Genomic DNA, 26,746 nt, shown 5'->3' on the forward strand with positions numbered 1-26,746 from the left:
GCCTCCGACATCCGGGCCGGGAACGGCGCCGAGCTCGGATGCGCGACCGGAAACACGATCGTTGCGCTCTCGTAAGGTCGACGCCCCGTCGCCCTCAGGGAGGGCTGGCAGGATGGATGCCATGGTGACTCTGCTGCTCGATCAGGCGCAGCTCGAAGTCGTGCTGTCGCCGACCGAGCGCGCGCTCTCGTTCCGCAAGAACAACATCGTGGTGCCCCGCGAGCACATCGATCGCGTGCAGTTGACCGACGACGCGTGGACGTGGCTCCGCGGCGTGCCGAACCCGGGCATCAACCTTCCCGTCGCCGTGGGCGCGGGCACGTGGAAGTCGGCGGGCGGCAACGATTTCGTCATCATCCGGGGCCGCAAGCCCAGCGTCGTGGTCGACCTGACCGGTCACGACGAGTTCGAGCGGCTCGTGCTGACCACCAAGCACGGCGTTGCGTTGCTCAAGGCGCTGCGTCTCGACGTGGCATCCGAGCCCGAAGACGTGGCCGACATCGTCGCGTGAGTCGACCCGACGACCGCCGGCCTCCCATCGGGCCTCGTTGAGTGTCCGAAACACCCGGACGATTTTCTGAGACGTCCGGGTTTCTCGGAGACTCAACGAGGTGAACGGACCGCAGCGGGAAACGGGCTCAGGACGTGAACTGGACCACGGTGTCCCATGCGAGCTTCACGATGAGGATCGACAGCGTCACGAGGAACACGATCCGCACGAACCCGCTCCCGCGGCGGGTCGCCATGTGCGCGCCGATGAATCCGCCCGTGACGTTCATCGCGGCCATCGCGAGGCCGAGGACCAGCAGGATCTCGCCGTGCACGCCGTACACCGCGAGGGCGGCGAGATTGGTGGTGAGGTTGGCGATCTTGGCGTTGACGCTCGCCTGCAGGAAGCCGTATCCCAGCACGCCGACGATGAGGATCACGAAGAACGACCCGGTGCCGGGGCCCAGGATGCCGTCGTAGAAGCCGACCAGCAGTCCGATCGCCCCGGCACGCCACGCGACGGCCGCAGCGCGGTCGTGACGGGGCTCGTGCTCGAGACCCATTCTCGGCTTCAGGAGCGTGTACAGCGCCACGGCGATGACGGCGACGAGGACGATCGGGGTGAGCACCTCTCGCGGGACGTATCGTGACAGCGCTGCGCCGAGCGTGGATCCGGCGTAGGCGCCCACGACGAGGGGGATCAGCAGGACGAGCTGCACCCTGATCTTGCGCAGGTACACCCAGCTCGCCGAGAGCGTGCCGAAGAACGACGACAGCTTGTTCGTGCCGAGGATGAACGGGGTCGCGACGTCTTTCGGCACGGCGATGACGAGGGCCGGCAGCTGGATCAGTCCGCCGCCACCGACCACCGCGTCGACCCATCCGGCCACGCCCGCGGCGATCAGCAGGACGACGAGGGCTGCCACCGAGACGGGGAGCCACTCGGCGATCACCGGTCCATCGAGCACGGTTGATTCTCGCCGACCCGGGAGGCCGCGCCAAATGCGCAGGGCGGAGCGGCCGCGCTGCGCAGGGCCGTGCGCAGTGTCGTCGAGGACGCGTACGGTGACGGCATGACGAACGAGACGGAGCCGGGATGGCAGACGCTGAGTCGCCGCGAGGCGTACGTCGGGCGTGTGCGCATCGTCGAGCACGAGGTCGTCCTACCGGACGGGACGTCGTCGACCTACGAGGTGGACGAGAGCGTCCCCTTCGCGGTCGCGACCCTCGTGGTCGAGGAGGCCCAAGTGGTCCTCGCGCGGCAGTACCGGTATCCGCTCGATCGGTGGATCTTCGACCTTCCCGGCGGAGCGGGCCACGCGACGGAGACGCCCGAGGACGCCGCTCGCCGTGAGCTCGAGGAAGAGCTCGGGCTGATCGCGACCGAGCTCGTGCCGCTGCAGACCTTCTTCGTCAACCCGGGTCGAGCGGCCTGGCCGGTGCACCTCTTCCTCTGCGTGACCGAGACGCGACCGGGGGTCGCCGACACGTCCGACCCGGCGGAGCAGGTGCGGCACGCGCGGCTGAGCATCGGGGACCTGGATGCCGCGATCGCGCGTGGCGACATCGTGGATCCGGCGCTGCTCATCGCGCGTGCGAGCGCCGCCGCTCGCGGTCTGCTTCCGCCGATCGCGCCCGCTCCGTGAAGCCCCGGGTCAGTCGACGTCGCGACGCCAGGTCGTGAACAGGCCGATCACGAGGAACACCACCGCGTAGGCCAGGAGCACGAGGCCGCCGACCCACCAGTCGAGTGATCCCGAGCCGCCGGACGACATGGCGCCGAAGATCGTCTTGCCCACGAGGGCGTCGCTCGCGGCGCTCGGGAACCACTTGACGACCTCGCTGAAGCCCGAGACGAGCCCGCCCAGGGTACGGACGATCGGCTCGATGAAGAGCGTGACGGCGAGCACGATGACGATCGCGGCCACCTGGTTGCGCACGACGGTTCCGACACCGATGCCGACCACGGCCCACAGGGCGAAGGCGAGCAGCATGCGGCCGACGAGTGTCCAGGTGTCGGACGAGCCCAGCTCGGCGTCGACGCCGAAGATGCTGAGTACGCCCGCGCCCGCGGCGATCGCGGCGGCGGATCCGAGGATGCCGTAGAGCAGGCCGACCACGATGCCGACGAAGAACTTGCCGCCGAGGACGACTCCGCGGCGCGGTGTGGCGAGGAACGTCGGGGTCAGCGTCTTGTGCCGGAACTCGGTGGTGACCATGAGGGTGCCGACGAGCAGCGGGAAGACGTACCCGACCCCGCTCGCCGAGCTGTAGACGAGGCCGGCGAGGCCTTCGGTCTGCGGCGCGGGGCCGTTGCCGGTCAGCCGGCCGGAGGCCACGCCGCCGAAGACGAGCGCGAGAACGCCCGCGGTGAAGGCGACGTAGACCACGAGCACGATCGCGAGCACCCACCACCCGGCGGTGGAGAACTGCTTGGTGTACTCGGAACGCGTGGCGGCGACGAGGCTCATCGGGACACCTCCGTGCTATCGGTCGCTGCGCTGTCGGTCGCTGCGCCTTCCGGGGCGGTGCCGCCGTCTTGTGCGGGGGTGGGCGGCACCACGTCGATGACACCCGTGGATGCCACCGAGTACGACGGCCGCGGATCTTCGGACCGTGACGCCTCGGACGGTGGCTCCACCCGGGCCCCGCGAGCGGGCGCCGGGATCGTGACGAGGTCGGTCGAGGTGGCCGGTTCCGCTGCGGCGACGTCGTCGACGGGCGACGCCGCGGGGTCGACCGGGGCCGCCGTGGGCAGCGACTCGGCCGCGGGCGCCGGGGTCACGGCATCCGGGATCGCCGCATCCGGCAGGCCGGGATCGGGTGTCGGCGCCGCGACGGTCGTGCCTCCCGCGCTCGCGTGGACGCGCACGCCGCTGACGAGCTCGAGGAAGATGTCTTCGAGGCTCGCGCCCTTGCTCTGCAGGTGCGACAGGGCGATGCCGGCGCCGGCGGCGAGAGCGCCGATCTCGACGGGCTCGAGGTGGCGGATCGTGAAGCCGTTGCGCAGCAACTGGTACGGGATGCCGCGCTCGTCGAGCAGCGCCGACAGCGCTGCACGGTCCGGGGCGTCGACGACCGTGGCGTACTCGTCGGGGTCGGCGAGGTCTTCGACGCCGCCCTGGAAGACGAGGCGGCCGTGGGAGATGATCAGCAGCGCGTCGACGGTCTGCTGCACCTCGGCCAGGAGGTGCGACGAGATGAGGACGGTGCGTCCCTCTTCGGCGAGGTGGCGGAGCAGGGAGCGCATCCACCGGATGCCCTCGGGGTCGAGGCCGTTCGTGGGCTCGTCGAGGACGAGGACGCCCGGGTCGCCGAGGAGGGCCGTCGCGAGGCCGAGGCGCTGGCGCATGCCGAGCGAGAAGCCGCCCACACGGCGTCCGGCGACATCGGCGAGGCCGACGAGGCCCAGCACCTCGTCGATGCGCGACGTCGGGAGCGATGCCGCGCGCGCGTAGACCTTGAGGTGGTTCGCGGCGGAGCGACCGGGGTGGAAGCTCGACGCCTCGAGCGCCGCGCCCACCGTCTGCAGGGGCGAGGCGAGGTCGGCGTAGCGCTTGCCGCCGATCGTGGCGGTGCCCGAGGTGGGACGCACGAGTCCGAGCAGCATGCGCAGCGACGTGGTCTTTCCGGCGCCGTTGGGCCCCAGGAAGCCGGTGACGAGGCCGGGCTCGACGCGCGCATCGAGGGAGTCCACGGCCGACACCGCGCCGAACCGTTTGGTCAGGCCGGCGAGTTCGAGCACCTGTCCCTCGGGCATGCGGCCCCTTTCTGTCGGCGGGCGTTCCTGCCATCTTCCCCGATCCGGGGGCGAAAACGCATCTCCGCGTGAGCGGGAGGGCGGGCAGCGGGCTCGGCGGGAGGGCAGCCAGGCGCGTGTGTAACGTGGCAGCGTGAACGCTCAGCGATCCGACGACGATGCCGTCCTGGTGCACGCCCTCCGCGGTGTCGGGCATCTGACCCTCAACCGACCGCGGGCGATCAACGCCCTCGGACTCGACATGATCCGCGACCTCGCCGCGGCCCTGGACCGGTGGAAGGACGACACCGACATCGAGCTCATCCTGCTCGACGGTGCGGGCGAGCGCGGATTCTGCGCCGGCGGCGACGTCCGCGCTCTGCACGGCCTGGTGGTGGACGGACGTGTCGACGAGGTGCACACCTACTTCCGCGAGGAGTACGCGCTCGACCACCTCATCGCGACGTACCCCAAGCCCGTCGTCGCGATCGCCGACGGCGTGACCATGGGCGGCGGCATCGGTCTCGCCGGCCACGCCGCGATTCGCATCGTCACCGAGAACTCCCGTCTGGCGATGCCTGAGACGCGCATCGGCTTCACCCCCGACGTGGGCGGTTCGTGGCTGCTGTCCCGCGCGCCGGGACGACTGGGGGAGTACCTCGGGCTCACCGGAGCGACGATGGATGCCGCGGACGCCATCTACGCGGGGTTCGCCGACCACCTGGTGCCCACGGCCCATCTGCCGGCTCTGTACGACGCCTTCCAGGTACGCGCGGATCCCGCCAGTCCGACCGAGCTCGTGCTGCTGTTCGACGAGACCGCGGGCCCCTCGCGGCTGGAGGCGGCGAGGCCGTGGATCGACGACGCCTTCGCGGCGGACGACGTGCACGGCATCCTGGAGCGGCTGCGCGCGCGTCCCGAGACCGAGGCCCACGAGACGGCCGAGCTTTTGGCCGACTCGGCGCCGACCGCCGTCGCGGTCACGCTCGCGGCCGTGCGCCGGGCGCGCACCCTGCCCGACCTGCGCGCGGCGCTGGCGCAGGAGTACGGTCTGGTCATGTGGTTCGCCCAGACCCAGCCCGACCTGGTCGAGGGCATCCGTGCGCAGCTCATCGACAAGGACCGATCGCCGACGTGGTCGCCACGGCGGCACGAGGATCTCGCGCCGGAGGTCGTGGCATCCGCCCTCGCCTTCGAGCCCGCGCTCGCGCTCTGGTGAGACGCCCATGACCCGCCGGACACGGAGATGGTCGATCGGGCGTCTGCTCGACGGGTTCTTCTTCGTGTTCGCGGGTCTCGCCGCGATCTGGCTCGCGTACCTGAGCTTCACGCAGGCGTTCCAGGTCGGCTGGGCGGGGGTGGTGCTGGCGGTGGCGTTCTGGGCGCTGCTCGCCTATCTGGTGCTGCCGCGGCTTCATCGCATCCTGACGGCGATCTACGTGCCGGACTACTTCATGGGGCGCACGCGCACCTCGGACGGGCTGCTCGGCGACCCGGTCAACCTGGCCGTGCTCGGCGAGCGAGAGCAGATCGAGCGGGCGATGGCCGAGGCCGGGTGGATCGCCGCCGACCCCGTGGGCTGGGCCTCGTCGTGGCGGATCATCACGTCGACCCTGCGGCGACGCAGCTATCCGACGGCTCCCGTGAGCCCGCTGTTCCTCTTCGGACGCATGCAGGACCTCGCCTACCAGCAGGAGGTCGCCGGTTCGCCGGCGAAACGGCATCACGTCCGCTTCTGGCAGTGCCCCGACGGGTGGTTGCTGCCGGGCGGACGTCGGGTCGACTGGCTCGCTGCCGGAACCTTCGACCGTGCGGTCGGCCTCTCGCTCTTCACTCTCCAGGTCACGCACCGCATCGACGCCGACACCGACATCGAACGCGACCACATCGTCGCCAGCCTCACGGCCGTGGCCGGGGTGGAGGTCGACGTGATCCGCGACTTCGCGACCGGGTACCACTCGCGAAACGGCGGGGGCGACAGCATCACGACCGACGGCGACCTGCCGATCCTCGACGTGCGGGCGGTGCGGATTCCGGATGCCGTGCCCCGAGGCTCGATCGACGCCGGGGCCGAGCGGTGAGCGGTCGTCGGCAGCCGCGCAAGCGGGCGGCGTTCGAGCCCCTCGCTGTGCCGGAGCCGCGGAATCCGCGGATGCGGCGACCTGCGGCGACGGTCGCCGGGGGAGTGCTCGTACTGCTGCGTGCGCTCTCGGGCGCCGTCTGGGGAGCGTCGGTGCTGTTCGGGCTGCCGCCCTGGCTGCGCGCGCTCTCGGGGTTCGCGAACGGCGACAACACGATCCCCCTCGAGGACACGATCGACGACTTCGGCTTCCCGGTCGAGGTGTTCATCGGGCTACTCGCCGTCGTGTTCCTCGTGCAGCTGGTGTTCGGCATCCTGCTCCTCCGGGGGAGCAACGCGGCGCGGGTCATCGTGATGATCGTGTCGACGTTCTCGATCACCGCGGCCTTCGTGGGCTGGTGGGAGGTGGGTGCCGAGATCACGGTGGCGACCACTCTGGTGACGCTCGCGCTCGACATCCTCGTGCTTCTCGCCCTGTCGAGCCGGGATGCCGCGGCTTACGCGCGTCGCAACGAGCGGCGCGATTGAGCGTCCTGGCGACGCGAGGCACCCGGGGCCGCGCACAGGTGCGGCGGGTTAGCCTGAGAGGCGCCGCGCACGCGCGCGGCGGAACGGATGATGCAGGTGTTCGACAGCCCGATGTCGGTCTCGGCCTACGAGGTGCTTCGCGTGACGGTCGACGTCGACGACGAAGCGCTCCGTCGCGCCTATCGCGCGCGCCTGCGCGAGACGCACCCCGACACCGGCGGCGACGCCGCGCTGTTCGTGCAGGTTCAGCGCGCGTGGGAGCTCATCGGAACGCCCGAGGCTCGCGCGGCCTACGACCGTGGCCGCGGATCGGCCCCGGGCGAGTGGAGCGGTGGGGCAGCGGCATCCGCGCCCTCCCGACCCGCTGACACGCGCCCTCGCGCGCGGTCGCACGGACAGCCCGGGGGCTGGCGGCGCGAGCGGTATCTGACGTTGATCCGCGAGTGGGTGGGGCGCGGGGTCGACATCGCCGATCCCTACGACCCGGCCCTGGTGCGCTCCGCGCCGCCGGAGATCCGGCACATCCTCGCCGACGCGCTCGCCGAGGAGGAGACGGCGCGGCTCGTGTCCGAACTCGGCATGGGCTACACCGTGTGGCACGACGTGTTCGCCGATCGCGACGGGCGTGATCCCGAGCAGAAGATCGACCACGTCGTGCTCGGCCCGAGCGGGCTGTACGCGATGCTGAGCGAGGACTTCGGCGGACCCGTGGGCGTTCGGCGCGGTGAGATCTCGGGCGCGAATGTGATCGGATCGCCCGTGACGCAGCTCGTGTCGCGCGCTCGTGTGGTCGCGCGGTCGGCCGGGGTGCGCTTCAGCGGGGCGATCGTGGTGCTGCCCGACGATGCTGTTCTCGACGCGATCACCGACCTCGGCAAGGTGCGGGGCACGCCGGTTGCGCTCGTGACGCGAAGCGCGTTGACGACCCTGCTGCGGCGTGGGATCCCGGGCGCGCGCGAGGTCGGTGGCACGGAGCTGTTCGACATCCGCACACGCCTGCAGCAGCGGGTCCGTCACGTCTGACGGCCTCGCGCGCCGTCGGGGGCATGCCTAGGGTGGGGACATGAGTACCGACGAGACCCCCTCCGACGACATGAAGCGCAAGTTCCGTGAAGCGCTGGAGAAGAAGAACGGTCAGCAGCGCGCGGGTCAGGCCCACCTCGACGGCAACTCCGCGGTCCACGGGACGCACGCCGCCGTGACCAAGCGGGAGTTCCGCCGCAAGAGCGGCTGACGCGCGTCAGCGGTCACGACCGCTGCCGGAGCGGCGCGTCGAAGAACGCGAGTTCGAGCGCCATCGAGCGGTCGTAGGCCGCGGCCATCGCGGCCCGGACGTCGGGGGTGGCCGCTGAGGCGGCGGCATCCGTGATCCGGGCGGCGGTGGCCGACGAGGCCTCGAACCGCTCGTCGCCGTAGGCGGTGAGCCAGTCGGCGTAGGGGTGGTCGGCGTCGAAGGTGCCGCGCCAGCGGACGCCGATGTCGGTGTAGAGCACGAAGCACGGCAGGATCGCGGCGACCAGGACCGCGTACGAGCCCGAGGCCGACGCGGCGTGCAGGTGCTCGGTGTAGTCGAGGGTGGATGCCGCGGGCTCGAGGCCCCTCGGATCGACGTGCGACTGGTGCAGCGCCGCCTCCTCTTCGAGGCACGACACGGACGCTGCGGCCCAGAAGCGCTGCTCGTCGATGGTGGGGGCGAGCGCGGCGGCGCGGGCGAGCACGCGCGCGTACTCGCGGAGGTACAGCAGGTCTTGACCGAGGTACCAGGTGAAGGCCCCTCGATCGAGGTTTCCGGATGCCAGTCCCCGGACGAACGCGCACGCGTCGACGTCGGCGCGGGTCGAGGCGGTGGCATCCCAGCGCTCGGCGCTCCACGAGCGGCCCAGGTCGATGTGCGGGCGGAGCTCGTGCAGGCGGTCGATCGGGCCGTTGCCCTGGCCGACGTGCAGTTCGTCGGCGTGTTCGAGGGCGCCGGTGAGCCAGCGCTTGGCGCGCACCAGGGCGTCGGGCCACGAGCGGCCGTGGGCCGCGAGGGTCGCCATGGCCGACGACAGCGAGCAGCCGGTGCCGTGGGTGTGGCGGGTGGCGACGCGCGGGCCGGTCACCGGGTACACGCCGACCGTGTCGACGATGGCATCCGGGCTCTGTTCGCCGTCGAGGTGGCCGCCCTTCAGGAGGATGGTGGTGTCGGCGCGAGCGGCCAGCGTCCGGGCCTGGACGACGGCGGCGTCCCAGGTGCGGGCGACCGGTTCGTCGACGAGGACGGCGAGCTCGGGCAGGTTGGGCGTGACGAGGTCGGCGCGTCGGCAGAGTTCGCGGACCGCCGCTTCGGCGTCGCCGTCGAGGAGGCGGTCGCCGCTGGTCGCGACCATGACGGGGTCGAGGACGACGAGCGGCGGACGCACGGCGGACAGCCACGCGTCGACGGTCGCCACGACGTCGGCGGAGCCGAGCATCCCGATCTTCACCGCGTCGATGACGACGTCGTCGCTGACCGCGCGCAACTGCGCGTCGAGGAATGCCGGGGGAGGCACGTGCACCTCGCGCACGCCGAGGGTGTTCTGGGCGACGAGCGCGGTGACGGCCGCCATGCCGTAACCGCCGAACGCGGCGATCGCGCTGAGGTCGGCCTGGACGCCGGCACCCCCGGTCGGGTCGGTGCCGGCGATGCTGAGGACGCGGGGGATCATGCGGCGGCCCCCCGGAGCGCGCGCACGACCGCGCCGGGATCGTCGGCCGCACACACGGCGGAGACGACGGCGACACCCGCTGCTCCCGCACGGCGCAGGGGGCCGACGTCGTCGACGTCGATGCCGCCGATCGCGACGCAGGGTAGGACGGTGGATGCCGCGAGCTCGGCGAATCCGTCGACGCCGAGCGGTCGCGGGTGGTCGGGTTTCGTCGCGGTGGCGCGGATGACGCCCACCCCGAGGTAGTCGATCGTGCCGTCGGGGAAGGCTGCGGCCGCGGCGAGGTGGGCCGGGGTGTTCGCGGTCCAGCCGACGAGCGCGTCCGGGCCGAGCAGGGTACGCGCGACGTCGACGGGGAGGTCGTTCTGCCCGAGGTGGATGCCGTCGACGCGGGCACCGTTCGCTCGCGCGGCCAACACAATGTCGAGGCGGTCATCGACGACGAAGGCGCATCGGCCCGCGATGACATCGGCGAGGTCGAGGGCGCGGGCGTAGAGTTCGCCGCCGGTCGCGACCTTGTCGCGCAGCTGGACGACGGTCACGCCCGCGTCGACAGACTCGTCGACGATGTCGCGCAGCCGCGAGAACGCCACGCGGTGGTCGGTCACGAGGTGCAGGGAGAGGTCGGTCATCGCGCGAGCTCCACCCGGTCGCGGAGATCTGCGGGCTCGATGGCGGCCAGCTCGTCGAGGAAGGTGACGGCGAACGATCCCGGTCCTCGGGCTCCGGATGCCGCCCGCTCCGACGCCACGGCCCAGACGGCGCTCGCCGCGACCGCAGCGTCGAACGGCTCCGCGACCGCAGCGAAGGCGGCCATCGCGGCGCCGAGCGCGCAGCCTCCGCCGGTGACCTTGGTCAGCAGGACGCTGCCGCCGGGGACGCGCGCCGTGCGGGTGGCATCCACGATCAGGTCCGTGTCGCCCGACACGGCGACCGTGCCGCCGGTGCGGGCGGCGAGGGCGCGAGCGGCGTCGAGCGCGTCGTCGGCGGCGTCGGTCGTGTCGACCCCGCGCCCGCCGCAGCCGGCGCCGGCCAGAGCGAGGATCTCGGAGGCGTTGCCGCGGATGATTGCGGGGCGCGCGTCGAGCAGCTCGTGCGCGAGCGCCGTGCGGACGGGAAGGGCTCCCACCGCGACGGGGTCGAGCACCCAGGGGGTGCCGGTGGCGACGGCTTCGCGAGCGGCGTCGCGCTGCTCGGCGGTGGGGGTGCCGAGGTTGACGAGAACGCCGCCGGCGATGCCGGCGAACATGCCCGCCTCTCCGGGGATGTCGCACATGGCGGGCGCCGCGCCGAGGGCGAGGAGTGCGTTGGCGGTGAAGTTCGTCACCACCGCGTTGGTGATGCACTGCGTGAGCGGTGATGTCTCGCGGAGGCGCGCGAGCGCGTGCGAGGGGGCCTGCGCGAGCGCTTCGGCGGGAGCGGGGGCATCCGCGGGGGTAGACGGAGACGACGACGTGCGAACGACCATTCGCGACATCCCTTCGCTAGTACGAACTAGATCAGGTTCGACGGGTGTGTTCTCAGCCCTAGCGGGCACCCCGTGTCACTGCGGGCGACGCTAGCACAGAGCTCGCGGCGCTCGGTGCGGGTGGGAGGGTGCTGACGGGTGGATGCCAGAGGCGTGGCGTAGGCGGGCGGGACGGTGCGGGCGTGCGGTTCGGACGACCCCGCTGCGCGCGGATCGGCGCGAAGCGCGATGTGGTTCACGGCGAAGGGGTGGATGGACGTGCGGAAGGGCGAAGGGGCGCATGGGCGCGGGACGCGCGCGAAGGCGCAGAGGCGCGCGGGCCGCGGCGCGGAAGCGGGCGCACGCCGACGACCGCCCGCGGGAAGCCGGTCAGAACGGGGCGTGGTCATGGTCGGGTGGGGTTGGGTCGTCGGGGAGGAACCTCACGGCGGGTGAGTACGGGAGGGGTTCGTCGCGGTAGGTGCGGCCGGTGGGGCTGGTCCATTCGAGGATTCCGTCGGGGAGTTGTCTGACGCTCCAGCGGGTGAACTGCTTTTGCGTGTGGTGTCGTTGGCAGAGGTGGCTGAGGTTGCGGACGTCGGTGGTGCCGCCGAGGGCGTAGTCGAGGGTGTGGTCGATTTCGGAGCGGATGGCGGGGACGGTGCATTCGGGCCAGCGGCAGTGGCGGTCGCGGGCGCGGAGGTATCGGTCGATCGCGGTGGTGCGCTGGTAGGTGTCGGTGTGGAGGACGGCGCCGGTGATCGGGTGCGTGATGACGCGGTCCCAGGGGACGGTGGTCGACTCGGCGAGGGTGCGGGCGGTGTCGGCGTCGATGGGGCCGTGTCCGATGAGTTCTGCGGGTTCGGTGTTCTCGTGCTGCGGGTCGAGCATGGTCAGCGCGGGCACGACGACCTGGACACGGCCGCGGATCGCGCCGAGGGTGCCGGGGCCGTCATCGGCGCGGGTGGGGTCGGCGTCGGGGGCGGCGGTGAGAAGGAGGTCGGCGAGGATGTCGGCGCGTACCTGCGCGGTGGTGCGCTCATCCGTGGCCGACGTCGGAGTATCGCCGCGCGAGTCGATCAGCGTGCGGGCCTGCTGCGTGAGGCGGTCGTAGATGCCGACGGCGAGGATCGTGGGGAGTGTCGCGATCAGATCGGACATCCCGTCTCGCCCCGTGATGACCCTTACGCAGCGGGTGTCGCGGCCCCGCTGGTGGCGTTCGGTGATCGTCGTGGGTTGCAGGCTCTCGGCGAGCGCTGCCAGGCGGGTGCGCAACCGCCCCGGGCTGAGCCCGTCGGCGGTGGCGACTGCCAGGGTGTCGAATTCGGCGCGGACCTCGGTGGGCAGGGGCGCGCCGATGTCGAGGATTGTGTGCACGTGGGCGCGGGTGATCGCGCCCTGCTCCCACGCCGAGAGGGTGATGGGGTAGTCGTCGACGAGGGTCATGGCGCGGTTGATCTGCGTCTGCAGGGACCGGTCGGAGACGTTTTCGGCCGCCGCGATCTCGGACGCAACCTCACGCAACGCCATCTCCGCAGCACGGGAGGACACGGGTCTTTCGGTCATCGCATCCCGCGCGAGATGCCCCGCCTGCGCCAGGGCGCGGGTGCGCGCCACCTCCGCGGCGGCGAACGCGGCGCCCGTGCGGAGCACCTCGCCGAGCACCGCGGACAGGGCCCGCGGGCCACTGTCCGGTGGTGTCGATGAGGCGTCGGTATGCATGTGTGCATGCTAGCGAGGGGGTCCGACATCGACGGGGGCTCGGGAGCCCCGGTGGGGATCGATCCGGATATTGCTCCGATGTGCAGAAGGGATCCCCGGGCGACGGTGTGCGCTTCACGGGATGGCGGGCGAGGGTCGCCTGTATGGCGTTGAGGTGACGGGGCCGTCGGCGCGGGCCCTCCGCGCCGCGGCGCCTGGCGGTGATCGTCCGCGTTCCGGCTCGCTCGGCGTCGGGGGCCGCGTTCGGCGCTGCCGTCCGCGGCATCCATAAACGCGATTCGCGCGCAGAAACGCGGGGAGGGCGCGTTTATGTGAGCCAATGGCGTTTATGGGTCGCGGGTCTCGGCTCGGGGTGGTCGCTCGTCTGTTGGCCCGGGGGTTCGCGGCGCGTGCCCGGAGCTGTCGGCGTGGATCGACGGAGCGTGGGCGGCCCGCGCGGGTTGTCCGCGCGTGGCGTGTTCGCCGCGGCATCCATAAACGCTGTTCGCGCGCAGAAACGCGGGGAGAGCGCGTTTGTGTGAGCCAATGGCGTTTATGGGTCGCGGGTCTCGGCTCGGGCGGCTGCTCGTCTGCCGACCCGGCGTCCGTACGGTGGCCTGCCGGGGCCGTCGATGTTCGACGTGGCAGAGGCCGCCCGCGCGCGGCCCGCACGTGGCGTATCGATCGCGGCATCTATAAACGCGATCGGCGCGCAGAAACGCGTGGAGAGCGCGTTTATGTGAGTCGACAGCGTTTATCGCCCGAGCTCGGCGCCCCGCGCCGACGCCGCAAGCACCGCCACCGCAAGCGCTAGCGCCGAAGCACCGCCACCGCAAGCACCGCCACCGCAAGCGCTAGCGCCGAAGCACCGCCACCGCAAGCGCCGCCACCGCAAGCGCCGCCACCGCAAGCGCCGCCACCGCAAGCACCGCCACCGCAAACGCCGAAGCGCCCCCGGCGGCTAACCGTCCGCCAGCGCCGCCCGCACCAGCTCCACCGCATCGGCGGGCGCGACGCCCAGTCGGCGGACGGTGTCGGCGTACGCGCGCGCCGCCTCCGCCGCGCGCGCGGACGCGGGATCCGTGCCGCGCACGATCGTGCCGGCGCGACCGCGCGTCTCGACGTAGCCCGCTTCCTCGAGCTCCTTGTACGCGCGGGCGACGGTGTTCGCCGCGAGGCCCAGGTCGCTCGCGAGCGTCCGCACCGGGGGCAGGCGTGTGCCCGCGACCGTCGACCCGTTCTCGATGCCGGCGATGATCTGCGCCCGCACCTGCTCGTAGGGCGGCGTCGGGGAGGTGGCATCCAGGCGGATCTCCACGCCGGTCACCCGTTCAGGCCGAACAGATCGAGGGGGTGCGTGAGGCGCCAGAGCGGGTCGGGCGGATCGATCGTGTCGGTCAGCTGAGCGTCGACGGTGTCGGTGTTGAGCGGGCCCGTCACGGTGAGCGTGCCGACGTCGTCGCCCGCCGCGCGGGAGTCTCCGAGGTCGAAGCGCGTGGAGGTCCCGGCGACGGCGCTGTTCCACAGCACGACGGTGGCGTCGGAGGTCGTGACGACGTTCGACTCCTGACCCCACAGCGTCTTGACGCGGCCGATCACGGTGCCCGAGGTCACCGAGGGACGCGGCTGCAGCTCCTCGGCGATGCGGGCGTAGAGGTCACGGGTCGCCTGGTTGCGCTCGTCGGGTCCCGGCTGGCCGAGCACCGCCGCGTAGGCGCGAACGGTCACCGTGCCGATCGTGAAGTCCTTCGCCGACAGGAGGTTCCACGCGTCGAGGGTTCCGGTCTTCACCCCGACCACGCCCGGGTCGGCGAGCAGCGGGTTGCCGTTCTTGAACGACCCGGCGCCGGGCAGGGTCAGCTCGGGCGTTCGCACGATCTCGGCGATCACGGGATTGGCGAGCGCCTTCTCGGCGAGCGCGATGAGCGCCGCGGGGGTCGCGGTGTTGCCGGCCTCGATCCCGGTCGGGTTCACGATCGTGATGCCCGTGATCCCGCGTTCGGCGAGATACGCGTTCGCCGCGGCGGCGAAGTCGGCGTTCGAGGGGAAGAGATCGGATGCCAGCCGCTGGGCGTAGTTGTTCGCCGAGGCGATCAGCATGCCCTGGAGCATCTGCAGCTCGGTCAGGCTGCCGTCGACGGGGACGTCGAGCGAGGACTCTCCGCGGGCGCGGTACTGCCAGTAGTCGGCGCTGTCCGCCTGCGTGAACGCGTACGACGGCCCCTGCTCGCCCGGGCTCAGCGGCAACCGGTCGAGGACGACGAGTGCCGTCACGATCTTGGTGATGCTGGCGATCGACTCGGGCGCGCTCGCCGACGATGACAGCTCGCCGGGCACTCCCTCGAGAGCGATCGCAGCCTCGCCCTGCGCCGGCCACGCGGGGTCGGCGGGCGGCGCGGCCGTGGGCTGGAGGGCGATGGGAGTGACCGTGGGCTGCACCGCGTTCAGCGGCCACAGCAGCGTCGTGGCGGTGTAGGCGCCGATCAGCAGGATCAGGAGGATCGTCGGGACCACCGTCGCGGGACGCAGGATGCGACGACGGCGTCGACCCGCGAGCAGATCGACGGGGCGTCCGGTGGCGCCGGAGACGACGAACGCGGGGGCCGGGCGGGGCGCGGCGGCGGCGTCGGGGTCGACCCACCCGAGTGCGCCGAGGGCCGCGGAGGTGGGATCCGGTTGCGGTGCGGGAGAGGGGACGGATGCCGAGGCCCCGGGCTCCGGCGGCGTCGCGGGCGCGGTGGGTGCGGGCTGCGGCGCGGCAGCCGACGCGGGCTGAGCCACGGGTACGGGGGCGGATGCCGGGGCCGCGGCATCCGGCTCGGGCGACGTCGCGCCGTCGGCGGGGGCGTCCGGGACCTCCGCCGCGGGTGCTGTACCGGAGGGAAGCGGGACGTCCGCAGCGGTCGTCGCGGGTGCCGGATTCGGAGAGGGCATGGCCTCGTCGGCCCGCAGATCAGCGGAATCTCGCGCGGCGCGCCGCGTGGCCGGGGTCTGCTCGTGCACCCGCCCACGCTACCCCGGGCGTCCCCCTATACTCGTCAGCACAACCACGGGAGTCCGGTGAGCCGGGCTGAGAGGAAGCGAATCCACGCTTCGACCGTCGAACCTGATCCGGATCATGCCGGCGCAGGGAGGAGAAGAAATGCACACGTCCACGTCTGCGCGCACGGCCCCCGCCGTGGCAACCGGGAACCGCTTCACCTGGCGGGTCGTCGACATCGTCGTCGCCGCCGTCCTCGGTGTCGCGGTCGGCCTCGTCTTCTGGGGGTGGAACACCGTCGGCGGTCTGTGGTTCACCGCGATGGACGCGTTGACTCCCGGCCTCGGCGGCATCGCGGTCGGCATCTGGCTCATCGGCGGCGTGATCGGCGGTCTGATCATCCGCAAGCCGGGCGCCGCGCTTCTCGTTGAGCTGATCGCCGCCGTCGTCTCGGCGCTCATCGGCAACGTCTGGGGTGTCACCACCATCTTCTCCGGCCTCGCCCAGGGGCTGGGCGCGGAGCTGATCTTCCTCGCCTTCCTCTACCTGCGCTTCACCCTGCCCGTTGCGATGCTCGCGGGTGCCGGCGCCGGTGTCGGCGCGTGGGTCCTGGAGCTGTTCCTGACGCCGAACCTTTCCAAGACGGTCGAGTTCAACCTCACCTACCTCGGCACGCTCGTCGTCTCGGGCGCTCTGCTGGCGGGCCTCGTCGGGTGGCTGCTCGTGCGGGCGCTCGCCGCGACCGGCGCGCTCAGCCGGTTCGCCGCCGGGCGGGAAGCACGCCGCGACGTCTGATGCCGGGCCCTGCGCGCGTCGACGTCGAGGGCTGGGGCTGGCGCTACGCCGGCAGAAAGCGCCCCGCCACGCGTGACGTCGACCTGACGATCGAACCCGGCGAGCGGGTCCTCCTGCTCGGTGCCTCGGGAGCGGGCAAGTCCACGCTGCTCGCCGGACTCGCGGGGCTCCTCGGTGGCAGCGACGAGGGAGAGGCCACGGGCCGGATCCTCGTCGACGACCGCGCCCCCGAGGGGCAGCGCGGCCGGATCGGTCTCGTCCTGCAGGATCCCGAGGCCGGGATCGTGCTGTCGAAAGTCGGCGACGACGTGGCGTTCGGCTGCGAGAACCTCGGTGTGCCCGCGGCCGACATCCCGGCGCGGGTGGCGGAGGCCGTGGCATCCGTGGGTCTGTCCGTGCCGCTCGATCGCCCGACCAAGGCGCTGTCGGGTGGGCAGAAGCAGCGTCTGGCGCTCGCGGGGGTTCTCGCGATGCGTCCGGGGCTGCTGCTGCTCGACGAACCGACCGCCAACCTCGACCCCGAGGGCGTCGCCGAGGTGCGGGCTGCGGTCGAGCACGTCGCGCGGACCGACGGGACCACCGTCGTCCTCATCGAGCACCGCACCGCGGTGTGGGTCGACCTCATGACGCGCGTCGTCGTGCTCGCCCCCGGCGGAGGCGTCCTGGCCGACGGTCCACCCGATCGCGTGTTCGCTCGGCACGGTGCCGCGCTCGCCGCCGCGGGTGTGTGGGTGCCGGGGCGTCCGGTCGATCTGCCCGTGCTCCCTCCTCTCGAGATTCCGGATGCCGCGCTCGAAACGCGCGGGCTGTCGATCGGGCGCGAGCGGCGCGCGGTCGTCGCGGCGGGACTCGACCTCGCCGTTCCGCGCGGCGCCGGCACGGTCGTCACCGGACCCAACGGCGCGGGCAAGTCGACGCTCGCGCTGACCCTCGCCGGGCTCCTGCCGGAGCTCTCGGGGGAGGTCGTCGCCGCGGAATCCCTCGCGGCCCGCGGCATCCGTCGTCCCTCGCGCTGGCGCTCGACCGAGTTGCTCACCCGCATCGGCACGGTGTTCCAGGAGCCCGAGCATCAGTTCCTCGCCCCCACGCTCCGCGACGAGCTCGCGGTCGGACCGAAAGCCCTGCGGATGCCGACGGCCCAGGTCGACGCGATCGTCGACGAGCTTCTCGAGAGGTTGGACCTGGCATCCCTCGCCCTCGCGAACCCCTTCACGCTGTCGGGAGGGCAGAAGCGGCGCCTGTCGGTGGCGACCGTGCTCGCGGCCTCGCCCGAGGTGATCGTGCTCGACGAGCCGACGTTCGGGCAGGATCGGCGCGGATGGAGCGAGCTCGTCGCGCTGCTGCAGCGCGAGATCGCGCGAGGGCGCACCGTCGTCGCCGTGACCCACGACGCCGACGTGGTGCGGCACCTCGGTCAGCACCGCATCGCGCTGGGGGACGCGGCATGACCGCGGTCGACGTCGCGCCGCGCACGGCGTGGATCGACGGGGTCAATCCCGTGACGAAGGTCGCGATGGTGGTGGTGCTCGCGCTTCCCCTGTTGATCTCCGTCGATGCGGTGAGCGCGGCCGTCGCGCTCGTGCTCGAGTTGCTGTGCGTGCCGTTCACGGGTCTGGCGTACCGCGTCGTGGCGAAGCGCCTCGTGCCGGTGCTGCTGTTCGCCCCGGTCGCGGCGGTCAGCATGCTGCTGTACGCGCGACCGGGCGGAACCGTCTACGGCACCTTCCTCTTCGCGACGATCAGCGACGACTCGCTCGCGCTGTCGTTCGCGGTGCTGCTGCGCGTCGTCGCGCTCGCGCTGCCCATGATCCTGCTGTTCGCCCGGACCGACCCGACCGAGCTCGCCGATGCCCTGGCCCAGGTCGCGAAGCTCCCGAGCCGGTTCGTGCTCGGCGTGCTCGCGGGCGCGCGCACGGTCGGGCTCTTCGTCGACGACTGGCGCACGATGACCCTCGCCCGGCGCGCCCGCGGGCTCGGCGATCGAGGGGCGCTGCGCCGGTTCTTCTCGATGGCGTTCGTGCTGCTGGTCTTCGCCGTGCGCCGCGGGACGACGCTCGCCACCGCGATGGAGGCCCGCGGCTTCGGCGCCGACGTCGAGCGGACGTGGTCGCGTCCCTCGCGTCTTCACCCGCGCGACGCCGTCGCCCTCGCCGGTTCCCTCGCCCTCGTCGCCGTGGCGTTGACCGCCGCGGTAGTGTCGGGCGCATTCCGCGTGGTGGGCACGTAGGCCTCGGCGTGGGTGCTGCGCCCGCAGGTGCTGCGGCCTCGCCGTTACGCGCGCACCGCGCCGTCACGCTGCGTTCGGAGCCTTGAGTGTCCAAGAAACCCGGACACTTTTGAAAATCGTCCGGGTGTTTTGGACACTCAACGGAGTTCGGGCTTGGGCTCGAGCCGGGGCGGGGCGCGGAGGGAAGGGGCCTCACGTCGCGTTCCACAGCGCCCGGTAGTACGCCAGGCGGGTGGCATCCGGAGTGACGCCGTAGGCCTCGAGGAGAGGCTCCTCCCAACCGGGACCGTAGTTCCAGGTCGTCGACATCGCCGCGACCGCGATGTCGGCCCAGCGATCGGCGACGCCGAGGGCTCCGAGGTCGACGTGAGCGCTCCACTCGCCGTCGTCGGCGACGAGGGTGTTCGGTACGCACGCGTCGCCGTGGCAGACGACGAGCCGATCGATCGGCGGGGCGTCACGCAGGTCGTCGGGCACCCGGATGCCACGCCCCGCGGCGTTCGTGAGACGGTCGGGCACCGCCCACGAGAACGGGCACTCGGCCACCGGCAGCGCCTCGTGCAGGGCCCGCAGCCCTCGTCCCACCGCCCGTACCGCACGAGCGGGGTCGGCGATCCACCGCGGATCGACGGCGGAGAGCCCCGGCATCGCCTCCGTCACGAGCCACTCGTGCGCGGCATCCTGTCCCTGGTCCAACACGCGCGGCACGGGGGTGAATGCGCCCGCCCAGCGCAGACGTTCCGCCTCGGCGCGCATCGAGGTCTCGGCGTTGCGCGGCCCGACCTTCACGAACCGGATGCCGTCGGCCCCCGCCGCTCGGAACGTCACACCGCCGATGGCGTTGCGCCACACCGGCTCGAGCGCCGCGTCGCCGGCGAGATCCCGCACGCGCGCCGGGACGGGCTCGGACGCCGCGGGGATGCTCATCGCTCGATCCTCGCGCGCTCCCCTCGCGGGCGCGAGCCCGCGGCGGGCTGAGCGCGGGCCGAGTGTCCGGAACACCCGGACGTTTTTGGCGGGGATCCGGATGTTGTGGACGCTCAACGGGCCGCGCCGCTCGTGGTGGCGCGCGGCGGTGCGTCTGCGGCGGGCGCGCGAGCGGTCGAGCATGTGCGGCCCCCGGCCAACCGGGGCCCTGGTGGGCGGGCAGAATGAGGACCGGGGGGTCATGGAACTGTCGCTTGGGATTTTGGCGGTGAGCGTCGCTGTCGCGGCCGCGGTGCTCTTCGCCGCTCTGCCGCGGATCGGTACTCCGGGGGCGATGACGCTGTTCCTGCGTTACGCCGCCGTGTCGGGCGTGGCCGCGGTGGGCTCGAGCGCGATGTACTTCATGTACGGCGCGGGCGGCGGCATCGTCGCTCTCGTGCTGGGTGATGTGGCGATGGTTCTTGCCCCCGCCCTGCTGCTCATCGCGCTGGAAGCCCTCGCGGGTCGGAGGGCGCGGCGCTGGGCGACCGCGAGCCTGGCCCTGGTTGCGGTGACGGCTGTCGTGACGGCTACGGTGTCGCTGCCGTGGTCTCTGGTGGTGAAGGTCCTTCTGCTGACGGTGCTGTGCACGGCGTGTGCCTTATCCGCCGCCCGTCTGCGCCTCGAGCCGCGCTGGCCGATGCGTCTGATCTTGACCGCGAACGCCGCCTACGCGACGTACTCGGCAACCCGCATCATCGTCGGGTTCATCGCCGGGGCGGACTCGCCGCTGTACGCGCTCTGGTTCTCGTTCGCTCCGGTGACCATCGCCGGAACCCTCGCCATCCTGGGGATCGGGGTCGCCGTCGTGCGGGTTCGCGTCGGGCCGCGCGCTCAGGCGGCACCGGTCGCCTGCCCGGCGGGGCGAGCGGTGGTCGTGGGCGACTGGGCCCTGGCATCCGCCGCGTACGGACCGGAACGCATGCGGGCGATGGTCGCCGAGCTGCAGAGCACGGCGCGGACGTTCGACGAGACCGCGCGAGATCTCCCTCGCGGGGTGGAGATCACGATGCCGGACGCGATCACGAGGCTCGGCGACAGTCTGCGCGACGTGTACGGCTGGAAGCCCGACGAAGTCGCGCTGCTCGTCGACGGGGCGACGACGGCCGCCATCCACACGCATCCGCAGCGCACGGGGCGGCGACGCGGGCGGGGCTCGGCGCGAACCTGAGTCCCGGGTAGGGTGATACTCAGTTTCTGCTTCGAAGGAGAACGCATGGACATCTCAGGAGCCTCCGCCCTCGTCACCGGCGGTGCCTCGGGCCTGGGCCTGGCCACCGCGCGCCGCCTCGCTGCGGCGGGCGCGCACGTCACCGTCGTCGACCTCCCGTCATCGCCCGGCGCGGACATCGCCGCGGAACTCGGCGGTACGTTCGCCCCCGCCGACGTGACGGATGCCGAACAGGTCGCCGCTGCCGCGGCCCGCGCGTCCGAGGCGGGGCCGCTCCGCGTCGTCGTCAACTGCGCCGGCATCGCTCCGCCCGCCAAGGTTCTCGACCGTGACGGCACCCCCTCTCCGCTCGGCGACTTCGAGCGCGTCATCCGGGTCAACCTCATCGGCACCTACAACGTCATCGCTCAGACGTCGGCCGTCATGGCCCGGACCGACCCGACCGAGGGAGGCGACCGCGGCGTCATCGTCAACACCGCCAGCGTCGCGGCCTTCGACGGGCAGATCGGCCAGCCCGCGTATTCGGCGAGCAAGGGCGGCGTTCACGCGATGACCCTCCCCATCGCCCGCGAGCTCGCGCGCCACGGCATCCGCGTCTGCACCATCGCCCCCGGGATCATGGAGACGCCGATGCTCAAGGGTCTGCCGCAGGCGGCGCAGGACTCGCTCGGCCAACAGGTGCCGTACCCCTCGCGCCTCGGTGCGCCCGACGAGTATGCACGGCTCGTGCTCGCGATCGTCGACAACGGTTACCTGAACGGCGAGACGATCCGCCTCGACGGCGCGATTCGGATGGCACCGAAATGAGCGACGGCATCCTGCTCCACGTTGAGGGCGGTCTCGCGCGGGTGACGTTCGACCGGCCCGCCTCGCTCAACGCGATGGACTTCCCCATGGCCGCCCGCTGGCGCGCGGTCGCGCACGAGGTCACCTCCGATCCGTCGGTCGGAGCGGTGATCCTGGATGCCAACGGCCCCGCCTTCTGCGCGGGTGGCGACGTGGTGGCCATGGCGACCACGGGCTCCTCGGGCGCCGAGGTGACCGAGACGGCGCGGGCGATCCACGACGGCATCCGTACCTTCGTCGAAGCGCCGCTGCCAATGGTCGCAGCCGTGCAGGGCGCTGTCGCGGGCGGCGGGCTCGGTCTCATGCTGACCGCTGACTACGTCGTGGCGAGCGAGAACGCGCGCTTCGTCAGCCGGTACGCGAACATCGGCCTGACGCCCGACCTCGGCGTCTCGACCCTGCTGCCCGCGGCGATCGGACAGCGGCGGGCTCTGCAGCTGCTGTTGCAGGACCGGATGCTCTCGGCCGACGAAGCCCTGGACTGGGGTCTCGTCGCCGAGGTCGTGGCATCCGGGGATCTTTCCGCTCGCGCGGAAGAGATCGCTCGCTTCTGGCTCGACGGAGCGACCGCGGCGTTCGGGCAGGCGACGCGTCTCGTGCGGGTCGGCGCCGGGCGGACGTTCGCGGAGAACCTCGCCGACGAAGCCGCCACCATCGGCGCAGCCTTCGACACCCCCGACGCGAGAGCGCGGGTCGCCGCGTTCGCCGCCGCCTCCGCGAAAGGACCACGTTCGTGACGCTCGCAGGTAAGACCATCTTGATGTCGGGCGGCAGCCGTGGCATCGGCCTCGCGATCGCGCTGCGCGCCGCGAGCGACGGCGCGAACATCGCGCTGCTCGCCAAGACCGACACCCCCCACCCCAAGCTCGAGGGCACGGTGCACACCGCGGCCGAGGCGATCCGCGCGGCGGGCGGTCGGGCGCTGCCGATCGTCGGCGACGTGCGGGACGAGGCATCCATCACCGAAGCCGTGATGCGGACGGTCGGGGAGTTCGGCGGCATCGACATCGTCGTCAACAACGCCAGCGTGATCGACCTCTCGGGCTCGCTCGACCTCGCGACCAAGAAGTACGACCTCATGCAGGACGTGAACGTCCGCGGGACGTTCCTGCTCTCGCGCGCCGCCGTTCCGCAGCTGAAGGATGCCGAGAACCCGCACATCCTGTCACTGTCGCCGCCGCTGAACGTCACACCGAAATGGCTCGGGGCGCACACGGGGTACAGCCTCGCGAAGTTCGGGATGACGATGGCGACGCTGGGTCTCGCCTCGGAGTTCCAGAGCGACGGGATAGCTGCGAACACGCTGTGGCCCCGCACGACCATCGCGACCGCCGCGGTGCAGAACGTGATCGGCGGCGACCGGCTGATGGCCGTGTCGCGCACGCCCGAGATCTACGCCGACGCCGCGTACGAGGTGCTCACCTCGCCGTCGCGCGAGCTGACCGGGCAGACGCTGATCGTCGAGGACGTGCTTCTCGCCGCCGGCGTGACCGACTTCTCGGGCTACGCCGCCGTGCCGGGGACGCCGGATGAGGCGATGTACCCGGACATCTTCCTGGACTGACGCGGGGTATCGGTCCCTTCGACAGGCTCAGGGACCTGGGTTTCCGTGGAGGTGGCTGAACTCGTCGAAGCGTCGGTCCCTTCGACGGGGACCTGGCGCGCGAGCGCAAGGTGCTGTGGTTCACCTGCATGAGGCGTGGGGCAGGAGTTACCCGCGCGGGGGGAATCGATGCGCTGAGGCGGCTGGATCATGCAAATGGGCCGCGCCCCGGGCGCGACGGGGCGTGAGGCCGTGCCCCGCGCGCGACCGGGCCGGGCAAGGGCACTGGTCCACCTGCATGACCGGTGTGGCAGATGTGGTCTGACGGGGCCTTCGAGTCGCTGCGGGAGTCATCGCTCCTGCAGATGAACCACGAAGCCCCCGCAGGTCAGATCAGCCCGAGCTCCGCGAAAGCGTTGTGCACACCGTCATCCAGCACCGACGTCGTGACCCGACCGGCGAGCTTCTGCAGCTCGGGCACCGCGTTGCCCATGGCGACGGGCGTCCCGACGACCTCGAACATCTCGACGTCGTTCCAGCTGTCGCCGATGCCGATGGCATCCGTCGCGGGCAAGCCCAGCTGCGCGAGCACCGAGGTGATCGCGGAGCCCTTGGTCACGCCCGCCTGGCCGATCTCGCCGTTCGAGCCGCCCGGCAGCGGGATCGAGCCGGGAATGACGTGGAAGGCGGCGCCGAGTTCGGCGGCCGCGTGAGCGACCGTGTCGATCGAGGGGCTCACGAACACGGCCTTGGCGACCGCGTCGCGATCGACCTCCGCGACGGGGCGCGGCTCCTTCCACAGCGGCTCCTCCGCGGTCAGGCCCTGCTCCGCGAGCTGAGCGGCGCGCTCCGCGTGACGCTCGCGGCGGTACGCCGTCATGACGGCGCCCATCCCCTCGCTCGCGAAGACACCGCCGTGCGTCTGCAGGAAGTAGTGGATGCCGTGGGCCTCGAAGTACCGCTCGAGCAGCTCGACATCGGCGCGGGGCAGCGGCTGCTCGACGAGCATCTCCTCCCCGCGCGTCGCGTACGCGCCGCCGTTGGTGATCGCGCCGTCGAAACCGATCGCGAGGACATCGGGGTGGACGTCGCCGGCGGAGCGGCCCGTGCTCAGCCACACCTGGTGGCCGTTCGCGCGGGCCTGGCGGATCGCGGTCACGGTCGAGGGGGCGATGAGCGAGCCGTGCTCGAGGATCGTGCCGTCGACGTCGAGGAAAGCGATGCGGGTCATATGCACTCCAAGGAATGGACGCCGCGGCGTGAAGCGACGGCATCGTTTTCGGTCGTGGGGAAGGGGCGGGGAGGCGCCGTTTCGGGCTCGAACGGGGCGTGTCGCAGATGGTGGCCGGTCGCCGTCTCGCTCGTGCGAGCGTCCGACTGATCATCGTCGCGGTCGTCCCGCTTCACCGTATCTCCTGCTTGGAGCGGAGGTGGCGAGTACGCGAAGAGGAGTTGACGACAGGGCGTTGGCGCGTGCTATGTTCCCTGTCGTACCGGTGTGACAGCCGATGCATGAATCTTGGATTGTTACTGCGTCAGCAGGCAAAACCTGGACCCCGTCACTTTCGTGACGCAGGGGTTCAGGTTTTTTTGTTGCCCGGAAACGGTCCGATCCCTGGCCGAGAACCCGCACGGAAGCGGGACGGAGAACCGCATCGACGCGGTGGAAAGCAGAAAACCATGGACTACTCGAAGACAGCCGCCGGTGTGCTGCGCGGCGTCGGCGGTGAGGCGAACGTGCGCTCGCTCGTGCACTGCGCGACCCGGCTGCGGTTCGTGTTGAATGACGAGTCGAAGGCCGACACCGCCGCGATCGCGGCCCTGCCGGGTGTGGTGACCGTCGCCCAGGCGGGGGGTCAGTACCAGGTCGTCATCGGCACCGACGTGCCCGACGTGTACGCCGCGATCGGCAGAATCTCGAGCTTGACGGCGGCTTCGACCGAGGCCGTCGCCACGAGCGGACCGCGCAAGAGCCTCTTCAACCGCTTCATCTCGATGATCGCCGCGCTCTTCACGCCGCTGCTGTGGGCGCTCGCGGGCACCGGACTGTTGAAGGCGTTCCTCGCCGCCGCCGTCACGTTCGGATGGATCGACCCGCAGACCACGACCTATGTCGTCTTGAACGCGTTGGCCGACGCCTTCATCCACTTCCTGCCGCTCGCTCTCGCCTTCACCGCGGCCCGGTACTTCAAGGCGAACGAGTTCACCTCCTTCGCGATCGCGGCCGCGCTGGTGTACCCGTCGCTGTCGACGCTCACCGGTGCCGCCGACGTCACGTTCTTCGGCATCCCCTTCACGATGGTCAGCTACGTCACCAGCGTGATTCCGATCATCGTGATCGTGTGGTTGCAGAGCTATGCGGAGCGCTTCCTGTACGCCGCGCTCCCCGCCGTGCTGCGCCGGTTCGTCACGCCGATGCTCGTGGTGCTCGTCGCCGTCCCGCTGGTCTTCGTGGTCATCGGGCCCCTGTCCGCGGTCGTCAGCGGCTGGCTGGGCGGCGGCATCGCGTGGATCTTCCAGGCGGCCCCGTGGGCCGGAGGCGCGATCATGGGCGGTCTGTGGCAGATCTTCGTGATGTTCGGTCTGCACTGGGGTCTGGCGCCGCTCGCCGCGCTGGAACTGCAGGAAGCCGGACGCTCGCTCATCATCGCCCCGCTGTTCGCCTCCGTCCTCGCCCAGGGTGCCGCCGCATTCGCCGTGTTCCTGCGCACACGCAACCGCACGCTGAAGTCCCTCGCCGCCCCCGCGACACTGTCGGCCGTGCTCGCCGGCATCACCGAGCCCGCCGTCTACGGCGTGAACCTTCCGCTGAAGCGCCCGTTCGCCTTCGGCATCGTCGGCGGTGCGGTCGGTGGGGCGATGATCTCGCTGGGGGACGGCTTCACGACCGCTTTCGTCACCCCCTCCGCCCTGTCTCTCCCGGCGCTGATTGGCAACGGCGATGGCGTCGCGCTCGTCATCGGCCTGCTCGCATCCCTCGTCGTGCCGTTCGTGCTGACGCTCGTCTTCGGGTTCGCGGAGCCGGCCGAGCCGGAAACGACACCGGTCGACACCACCGACGTCGTCCTCTCCAGCCCCCTGGACGGCACCGTGATTCCCCTGAGCGAGACTCCGGATGCCGCCTTCGCGGACGGCTCGTTCGGTCCCGGTGTCGCGATCGTCCCCACCAGCGGAGCCCTGTACGCGCCGATGGATGCCACGGTGATCGCCGCCTTCCCCACCGGTCACGCGATCGGTCTGCGTCACGCCGACGGTGCGGAGGTGCTCATCCATGTCGGGATCGACACCGTCCGTCTCGGGGGGAAGCACTTCACGTTGCGCGTCGCCAGTGGGCAGAGCGTGTCGCGAGGAGACCTGCTGATCGAGTTCGACCTCGCCGCCATCGCCGCTGCCGGATACGACCTGACCACCCCCGTCATCGTCACCAACGGCGACCTCTATCCCGACATCGCCGATGTGGCATCCGGCCCGCTCTCGCACGGCGAAACGCTGATGCGCGCCGTCGCGGTCGAGCAGACGGTGAGTTCCCGATGACCCCCGACACGAC

26 protein-coding genes and 2 riboswitches are annotated in these 26,746 nt (G+C 71.6%); of the genes, 15 read left to right on the top strand and 11 right to left on the bottom strand.

Going from position 1 to position 26,746, the window contains the following annotated elements; all coding sequences use genetic code 11:
• Window positions 1–121 precede the first annotated feature (121 nt).
• Window positions 122–511 carry a hypothetical protein gene (locus tag QE388_RS07690; RefSeq protein WP_275800823.1) on the top strand — a complete coding sequence of 130 codons (390 nt, stop codon included), beginning with the start codon at window positions 122–124 and terminating at the stop codon, window positions 509–511.
• A gap of 127 nt (window positions 512–638) precedes the next feature.
• Here QE388_RS07690 and QE388_RS07695 read toward each other — a convergent pair whose 3' ends face one another.
• Entirely contained in the window at window positions 639–1,457 is an 819-nt protein-coding gene (locus QE388_RS07695) for a TSUP family transporter (protein WP_058596521.1), read from the bottom strand.
• A 105-nt stretch (window positions 1,458–1,562) separates the two neighbouring features.
• Between QE388_RS07695 and QE388_RS07700 the strand changes: the two genes are divergently transcribed.
• Window positions 1,563–2,135, top strand: a complete 573-nt coding sequence (locus tag QE388_RS07700; protein ID WP_307384533.1) for an NUDIX hydrolase — start codon at window positions 1,563–1,565, stop codon at window positions 2,133–2,135.
• Window positions 2,136–2,144: 9 nt separating this feature from the next.
• On the opposite strand, the gene QE388_RS07705 is transcribed toward QE388_RS07700, so the two are convergent.
• Both QE388_RS07705 and QE388_RS07710 read right to left on the bottom strand, forming a co-directional pair.
• Complete coding sequence (locus QE388_RS07705) at window positions 2,145–2,960, bottom strand: ABC transporter permease (RefSeq protein ID WP_307384535.1); 816 nt, start codon at window positions 2,958–2,960, stop codon at window positions 2,145–2,147.
• Window positions 2,957–4,249: an ABC transporter ATP-binding protein gene (locus QE388_RS07710; protein WP_307384537.1), complete on the bottom strand. Its 1,293-nt coding sequence runs from the start codon at window positions 4,247–4,249 to the stop codon at window positions 2,957–2,959. The genes QE388_RS07705 and QE388_RS07710 overlap by 4 nt, the downstream gene beginning before the upstream one ends.
• Window positions 4,250–4,382: 133 nt before the next feature.
• Between QE388_RS07710 and QE388_RS07715 the strand changes: the two genes are divergently transcribed.
• From QE388_RS07715 to QE388_RS07735, 5 genes are all read left to right on the top strand, one after another.
• Window positions 4,383–5,447 carry an enoyl-CoA hydratase/isomerase family protein gene (locus QE388_RS07715; protein WP_307384539.1) on the top strand — a complete coding sequence of 355 codons (1,065 nt, stop codon included), beginning with the start codon at window positions 4,383–4,385 and terminating at the stop codon, window positions 5,445–5,447.
• A 7-nt stretch (window positions 5,448–5,454) separates the two neighbouring features.
• The gene (locus QE388_RS07720; protein ID WP_307384540.1) at window positions 5,455–6,309 is read left to right on the top strand and encodes an LssY C-terminal domain-containing protein; all 855 of its coding nucleotides are present in this window, start codon (window positions 5,455–5,457) and stop codon (window positions 6,307–6,309) included.
• A gap of 71 nt (window positions 6,310–6,380) precedes the next feature.
• On the top strand, window positions 6,381–6,836 hold the full coding sequence (locus tag QE388_RS07725) for a hypothetical protein (RefSeq protein ID WP_307384541.1): 456 nt from the start codon (window positions 6,381–6,383) through the stop codon (window positions 6,834–6,836).
• 96 nt (window positions 6,837–6,932) lie between these two features.
• The gene (locus QE388_RS07730; protein WP_275800834.1) at window positions 6,933–7,859 is read left to right on the top strand and encodes a DnaJ domain-containing protein; all 927 of its coding nucleotides are present in this window, start codon (window positions 6,933–6,935) and stop codon (window positions 7,857–7,859) included.
• Window positions 7,860–7,899: 40 nt separating this feature from the next.
• Complete coding sequence (locus QE388_RS07735) at window positions 7,900–8,070, top strand: DUF5302 domain-containing protein (RefSeq protein ID WP_193753669.1); 171 nt, start codon at window positions 7,900–7,902, stop codon at window positions 8,068–8,070.
• A 13-nt stretch (window positions 8,071–8,083) separates the two neighbouring features.
• Here QE388_RS07735 and thiD read toward each other — a convergent pair whose 3' ends face one another.
• The 6 genes from thiD to QE388_RS07765 form a co-directional block, all read right to left on the bottom strand.
• On the bottom strand, window positions 8,084–9,523 hold the full coding sequence (gene thiD / locus QE388_RS07740) for a bifunctional hydroxymethylpyrimidine kinase/phosphomethylpyrimidine kinase (RefSeq protein ID WP_307384543.1): 1,440 nt from the start codon (window positions 9,521–9,523) through the stop codon (window positions 8,084–8,086).
• The gene (thiE, locus tag QE388_RS07745) at window positions 9,520–10,155 is read right to left on the bottom strand and encodes a thiamine phosphate synthase (protein ID WP_307384545.1); all 636 of its coding nucleotides are present in this window, start codon (window positions 10,153–10,155) and stop codon (window positions 9,520–9,522) included. The genes thiD and thiE overlap by 4 nt, the downstream gene beginning before the upstream one ends.
• On the bottom strand, window positions 10,152–10,991 hold the full coding sequence (gene thiM, locus QE388_RS07750) for a hydroxyethylthiazole kinase (RefSeq protein WP_307384547.1): 840 nt from the start codon (window positions 10,989–10,991) through the stop codon (window positions 10,152–10,154). The genes thiE and thiM overlap by 4 nt, the downstream gene beginning before the upstream one ends.
• Window positions 10,983–11,074: riboswitch (TPP riboswitch) on the bottom strand. (Overlaps the previous gene by 9 nt.)
• A 286-nt stretch (window positions 11,075–11,360) precedes the next feature.
• Entirely contained in the window at window positions 11,361–12,692 is a 1,332-nt protein-coding gene (locus tag QE388_RS07755) for an HNH endonuclease signature motif containing protein (RefSeq protein WP_307384549.1), read from the bottom strand.
• 940 nt (window positions 12,693–13,632) lie between these two features.
• Window positions 13,633–13,998 (bottom strand): GntR family transcriptional regulator, encoded by a 366-nt coding sequence (locus QE388_RS07760; RefSeq protein WP_307384551.1) that lies wholly within the window; start codon window positions 13,996–13,998, stop codon window positions 13,633–13,635.
• The gene (locus QE388_RS07765; protein WP_307384552.1) at window positions 13,995–15,674 is read right to left on the bottom strand and encodes a D-alanyl-D-alanine carboxypeptidase family protein; all 1,680 of its coding nucleotides are present in this window, start codon (window positions 15,672–15,674) and stop codon (window positions 13,995–13,997) included. Before QE388_RS07765 ends, QE388_RS07760 begins: the two co-directional genes overlap by 4 nt.
• A 36-nt stretch (window positions 15,675–15,710) precedes the next feature.
• A riboswitch (TPP riboswitch) is annotated at window positions 15,711–15,821 on the top strand.
• Here QE388_RS07765 and QE388_RS07770 point away from each other — a divergent pair.
• From QE388_RS07770 to QE388_RS07780, 3 genes are all read left to right on the top strand, one after another.
• Complete coding sequence (locus QE388_RS07770) at window positions 15,814–16,446, top strand: ECF transporter S component (protein ID WP_275796089.1); 633 nt, start codon at window positions 15,814–15,816, stop codon at window positions 16,444–16,446. (Overlaps the previous riboswitch by 8 nt.)
• Window positions 16,446–17,894 carry an ABC transporter ATP-binding protein gene (locus QE388_RS07775; protein WP_307384554.1) on the top strand — a complete coding sequence of 483 codons (1,449 nt, stop codon included), beginning with the start codon at window positions 16,446–16,448 and terminating at the stop codon, window positions 17,892–17,894. Before QE388_RS07770 ends, QE388_RS07775 begins: the two co-directional genes overlap by 1 nt.
• A complete protein-coding gene (locus QE388_RS07780) occupies window positions 17,891–18,673 on the top strand; it encodes an energy-coupling factor transporter transmembrane protein EcfT (RefSeq protein ID WP_307384556.1) in 783 nt (260 codons plus the stop codon). The genes QE388_RS07775 and QE388_RS07780 overlap by 4 nt, the downstream gene beginning before the upstream one ends.
• Window positions 18,674–18,865: 192 nt before the next feature.
• On the opposite strand, the gene QE388_RS07785 is transcribed toward QE388_RS07780, so the two are convergent.
• Window positions 18,866–19,600 carry an aminoglycoside 3'-phosphotransferase gene (locus QE388_RS07785; protein WP_307384558.1) on the bottom strand — a complete coding sequence of 245 codons (735 nt, stop codon included), beginning with the start codon at window positions 19,598–19,600 and terminating at the stop codon, window positions 18,866–18,868.
• Window positions 19,601–19,868: 268 nt separating this feature from the next.
• Between QE388_RS07785 and QE388_RS07790 the strand changes: the two genes are divergently transcribed.
• From QE388_RS07790 to QE388_RS07805, 4 genes are read left to right on the top strand one after another with little or no spacing between them, the layout of a single operon-like run.
• Entirely contained in the window at window positions 19,869–20,810 is a 942-nt protein-coding gene (locus QE388_RS07790; RefSeq protein ID WP_307384559.1) for a hypothetical protein, read from the top strand.
• A gap of 45 nt (window positions 20,811–20,855) precedes the next feature.
• Window positions 20,856–21,617: an SDR family NAD(P)-dependent oxidoreductase gene (locus tag QE388_RS07795; RefSeq protein WP_307384561.1), complete on the top strand. Its 762-nt coding sequence runs from the start codon at window positions 20,856–20,858 to the stop codon at window positions 21,615–21,617.
• Window positions 21,614–22,393: an enoyl-CoA hydratase/isomerase family protein gene (locus QE388_RS07800; protein WP_307384562.1), complete on the top strand. Its 780-nt coding sequence runs from the start codon at window positions 21,614–21,616 to the stop codon at window positions 22,391–22,393. The genes QE388_RS07795 and QE388_RS07800 overlap by 4 nt, the downstream gene beginning before the upstream one ends.
• On the top strand, window positions 22,390–23,220 hold the full coding sequence (locus QE388_RS07805; RefSeq protein ID WP_307384563.1) for an NAD(P)-dependent oxidoreductase: 831 nt from the start codon (window positions 22,390–22,392) through the stop codon (window positions 23,218–23,220). The genes QE388_RS07800 and QE388_RS07805 overlap by 4 nt, the downstream gene beginning before the upstream one ends.
• A 367-nt stretch (window positions 23,221–23,587) precedes the next feature.
• On the opposite strand, the gene QE388_RS07810 is transcribed toward QE388_RS07805, so the two are convergent.
• Window positions 23,588–24,430, bottom strand: a complete 843-nt coding sequence (locus QE388_RS07810; protein ID WP_307384565.1) for a Cof-type HAD-IIB family hydrolase — start codon at window positions 24,428–24,430, stop codon at window positions 23,588–23,590.
• Window positions 24,431–24,879: 449 nt separating this feature from the next.
• Between QE388_RS07810 and QE388_RS07815 the strand changes: the two genes are divergently transcribed.
• Complete coding sequence (locus tag QE388_RS07815) at window positions 24,880–26,733, top strand: beta-glucoside-specific PTS transporter subunit IIABC (RefSeq protein ID WP_307384566.1); 1,854 nt, start codon at window positions 24,880–24,882, stop codon at window positions 26,731–26,733.
• Window positions 26,734–26,746: the final 13 nt, after the last annotated feature.

The sequence above is a fragment of the Microbacterium sp. SORGH_AS_0969 genome, assembly GCF_030818255.1.
Lineage (GTDB): Bacteria > Actinomycetota > Actinomycetes > Actinomycetales > Microbacteriaceae > Microbacterium.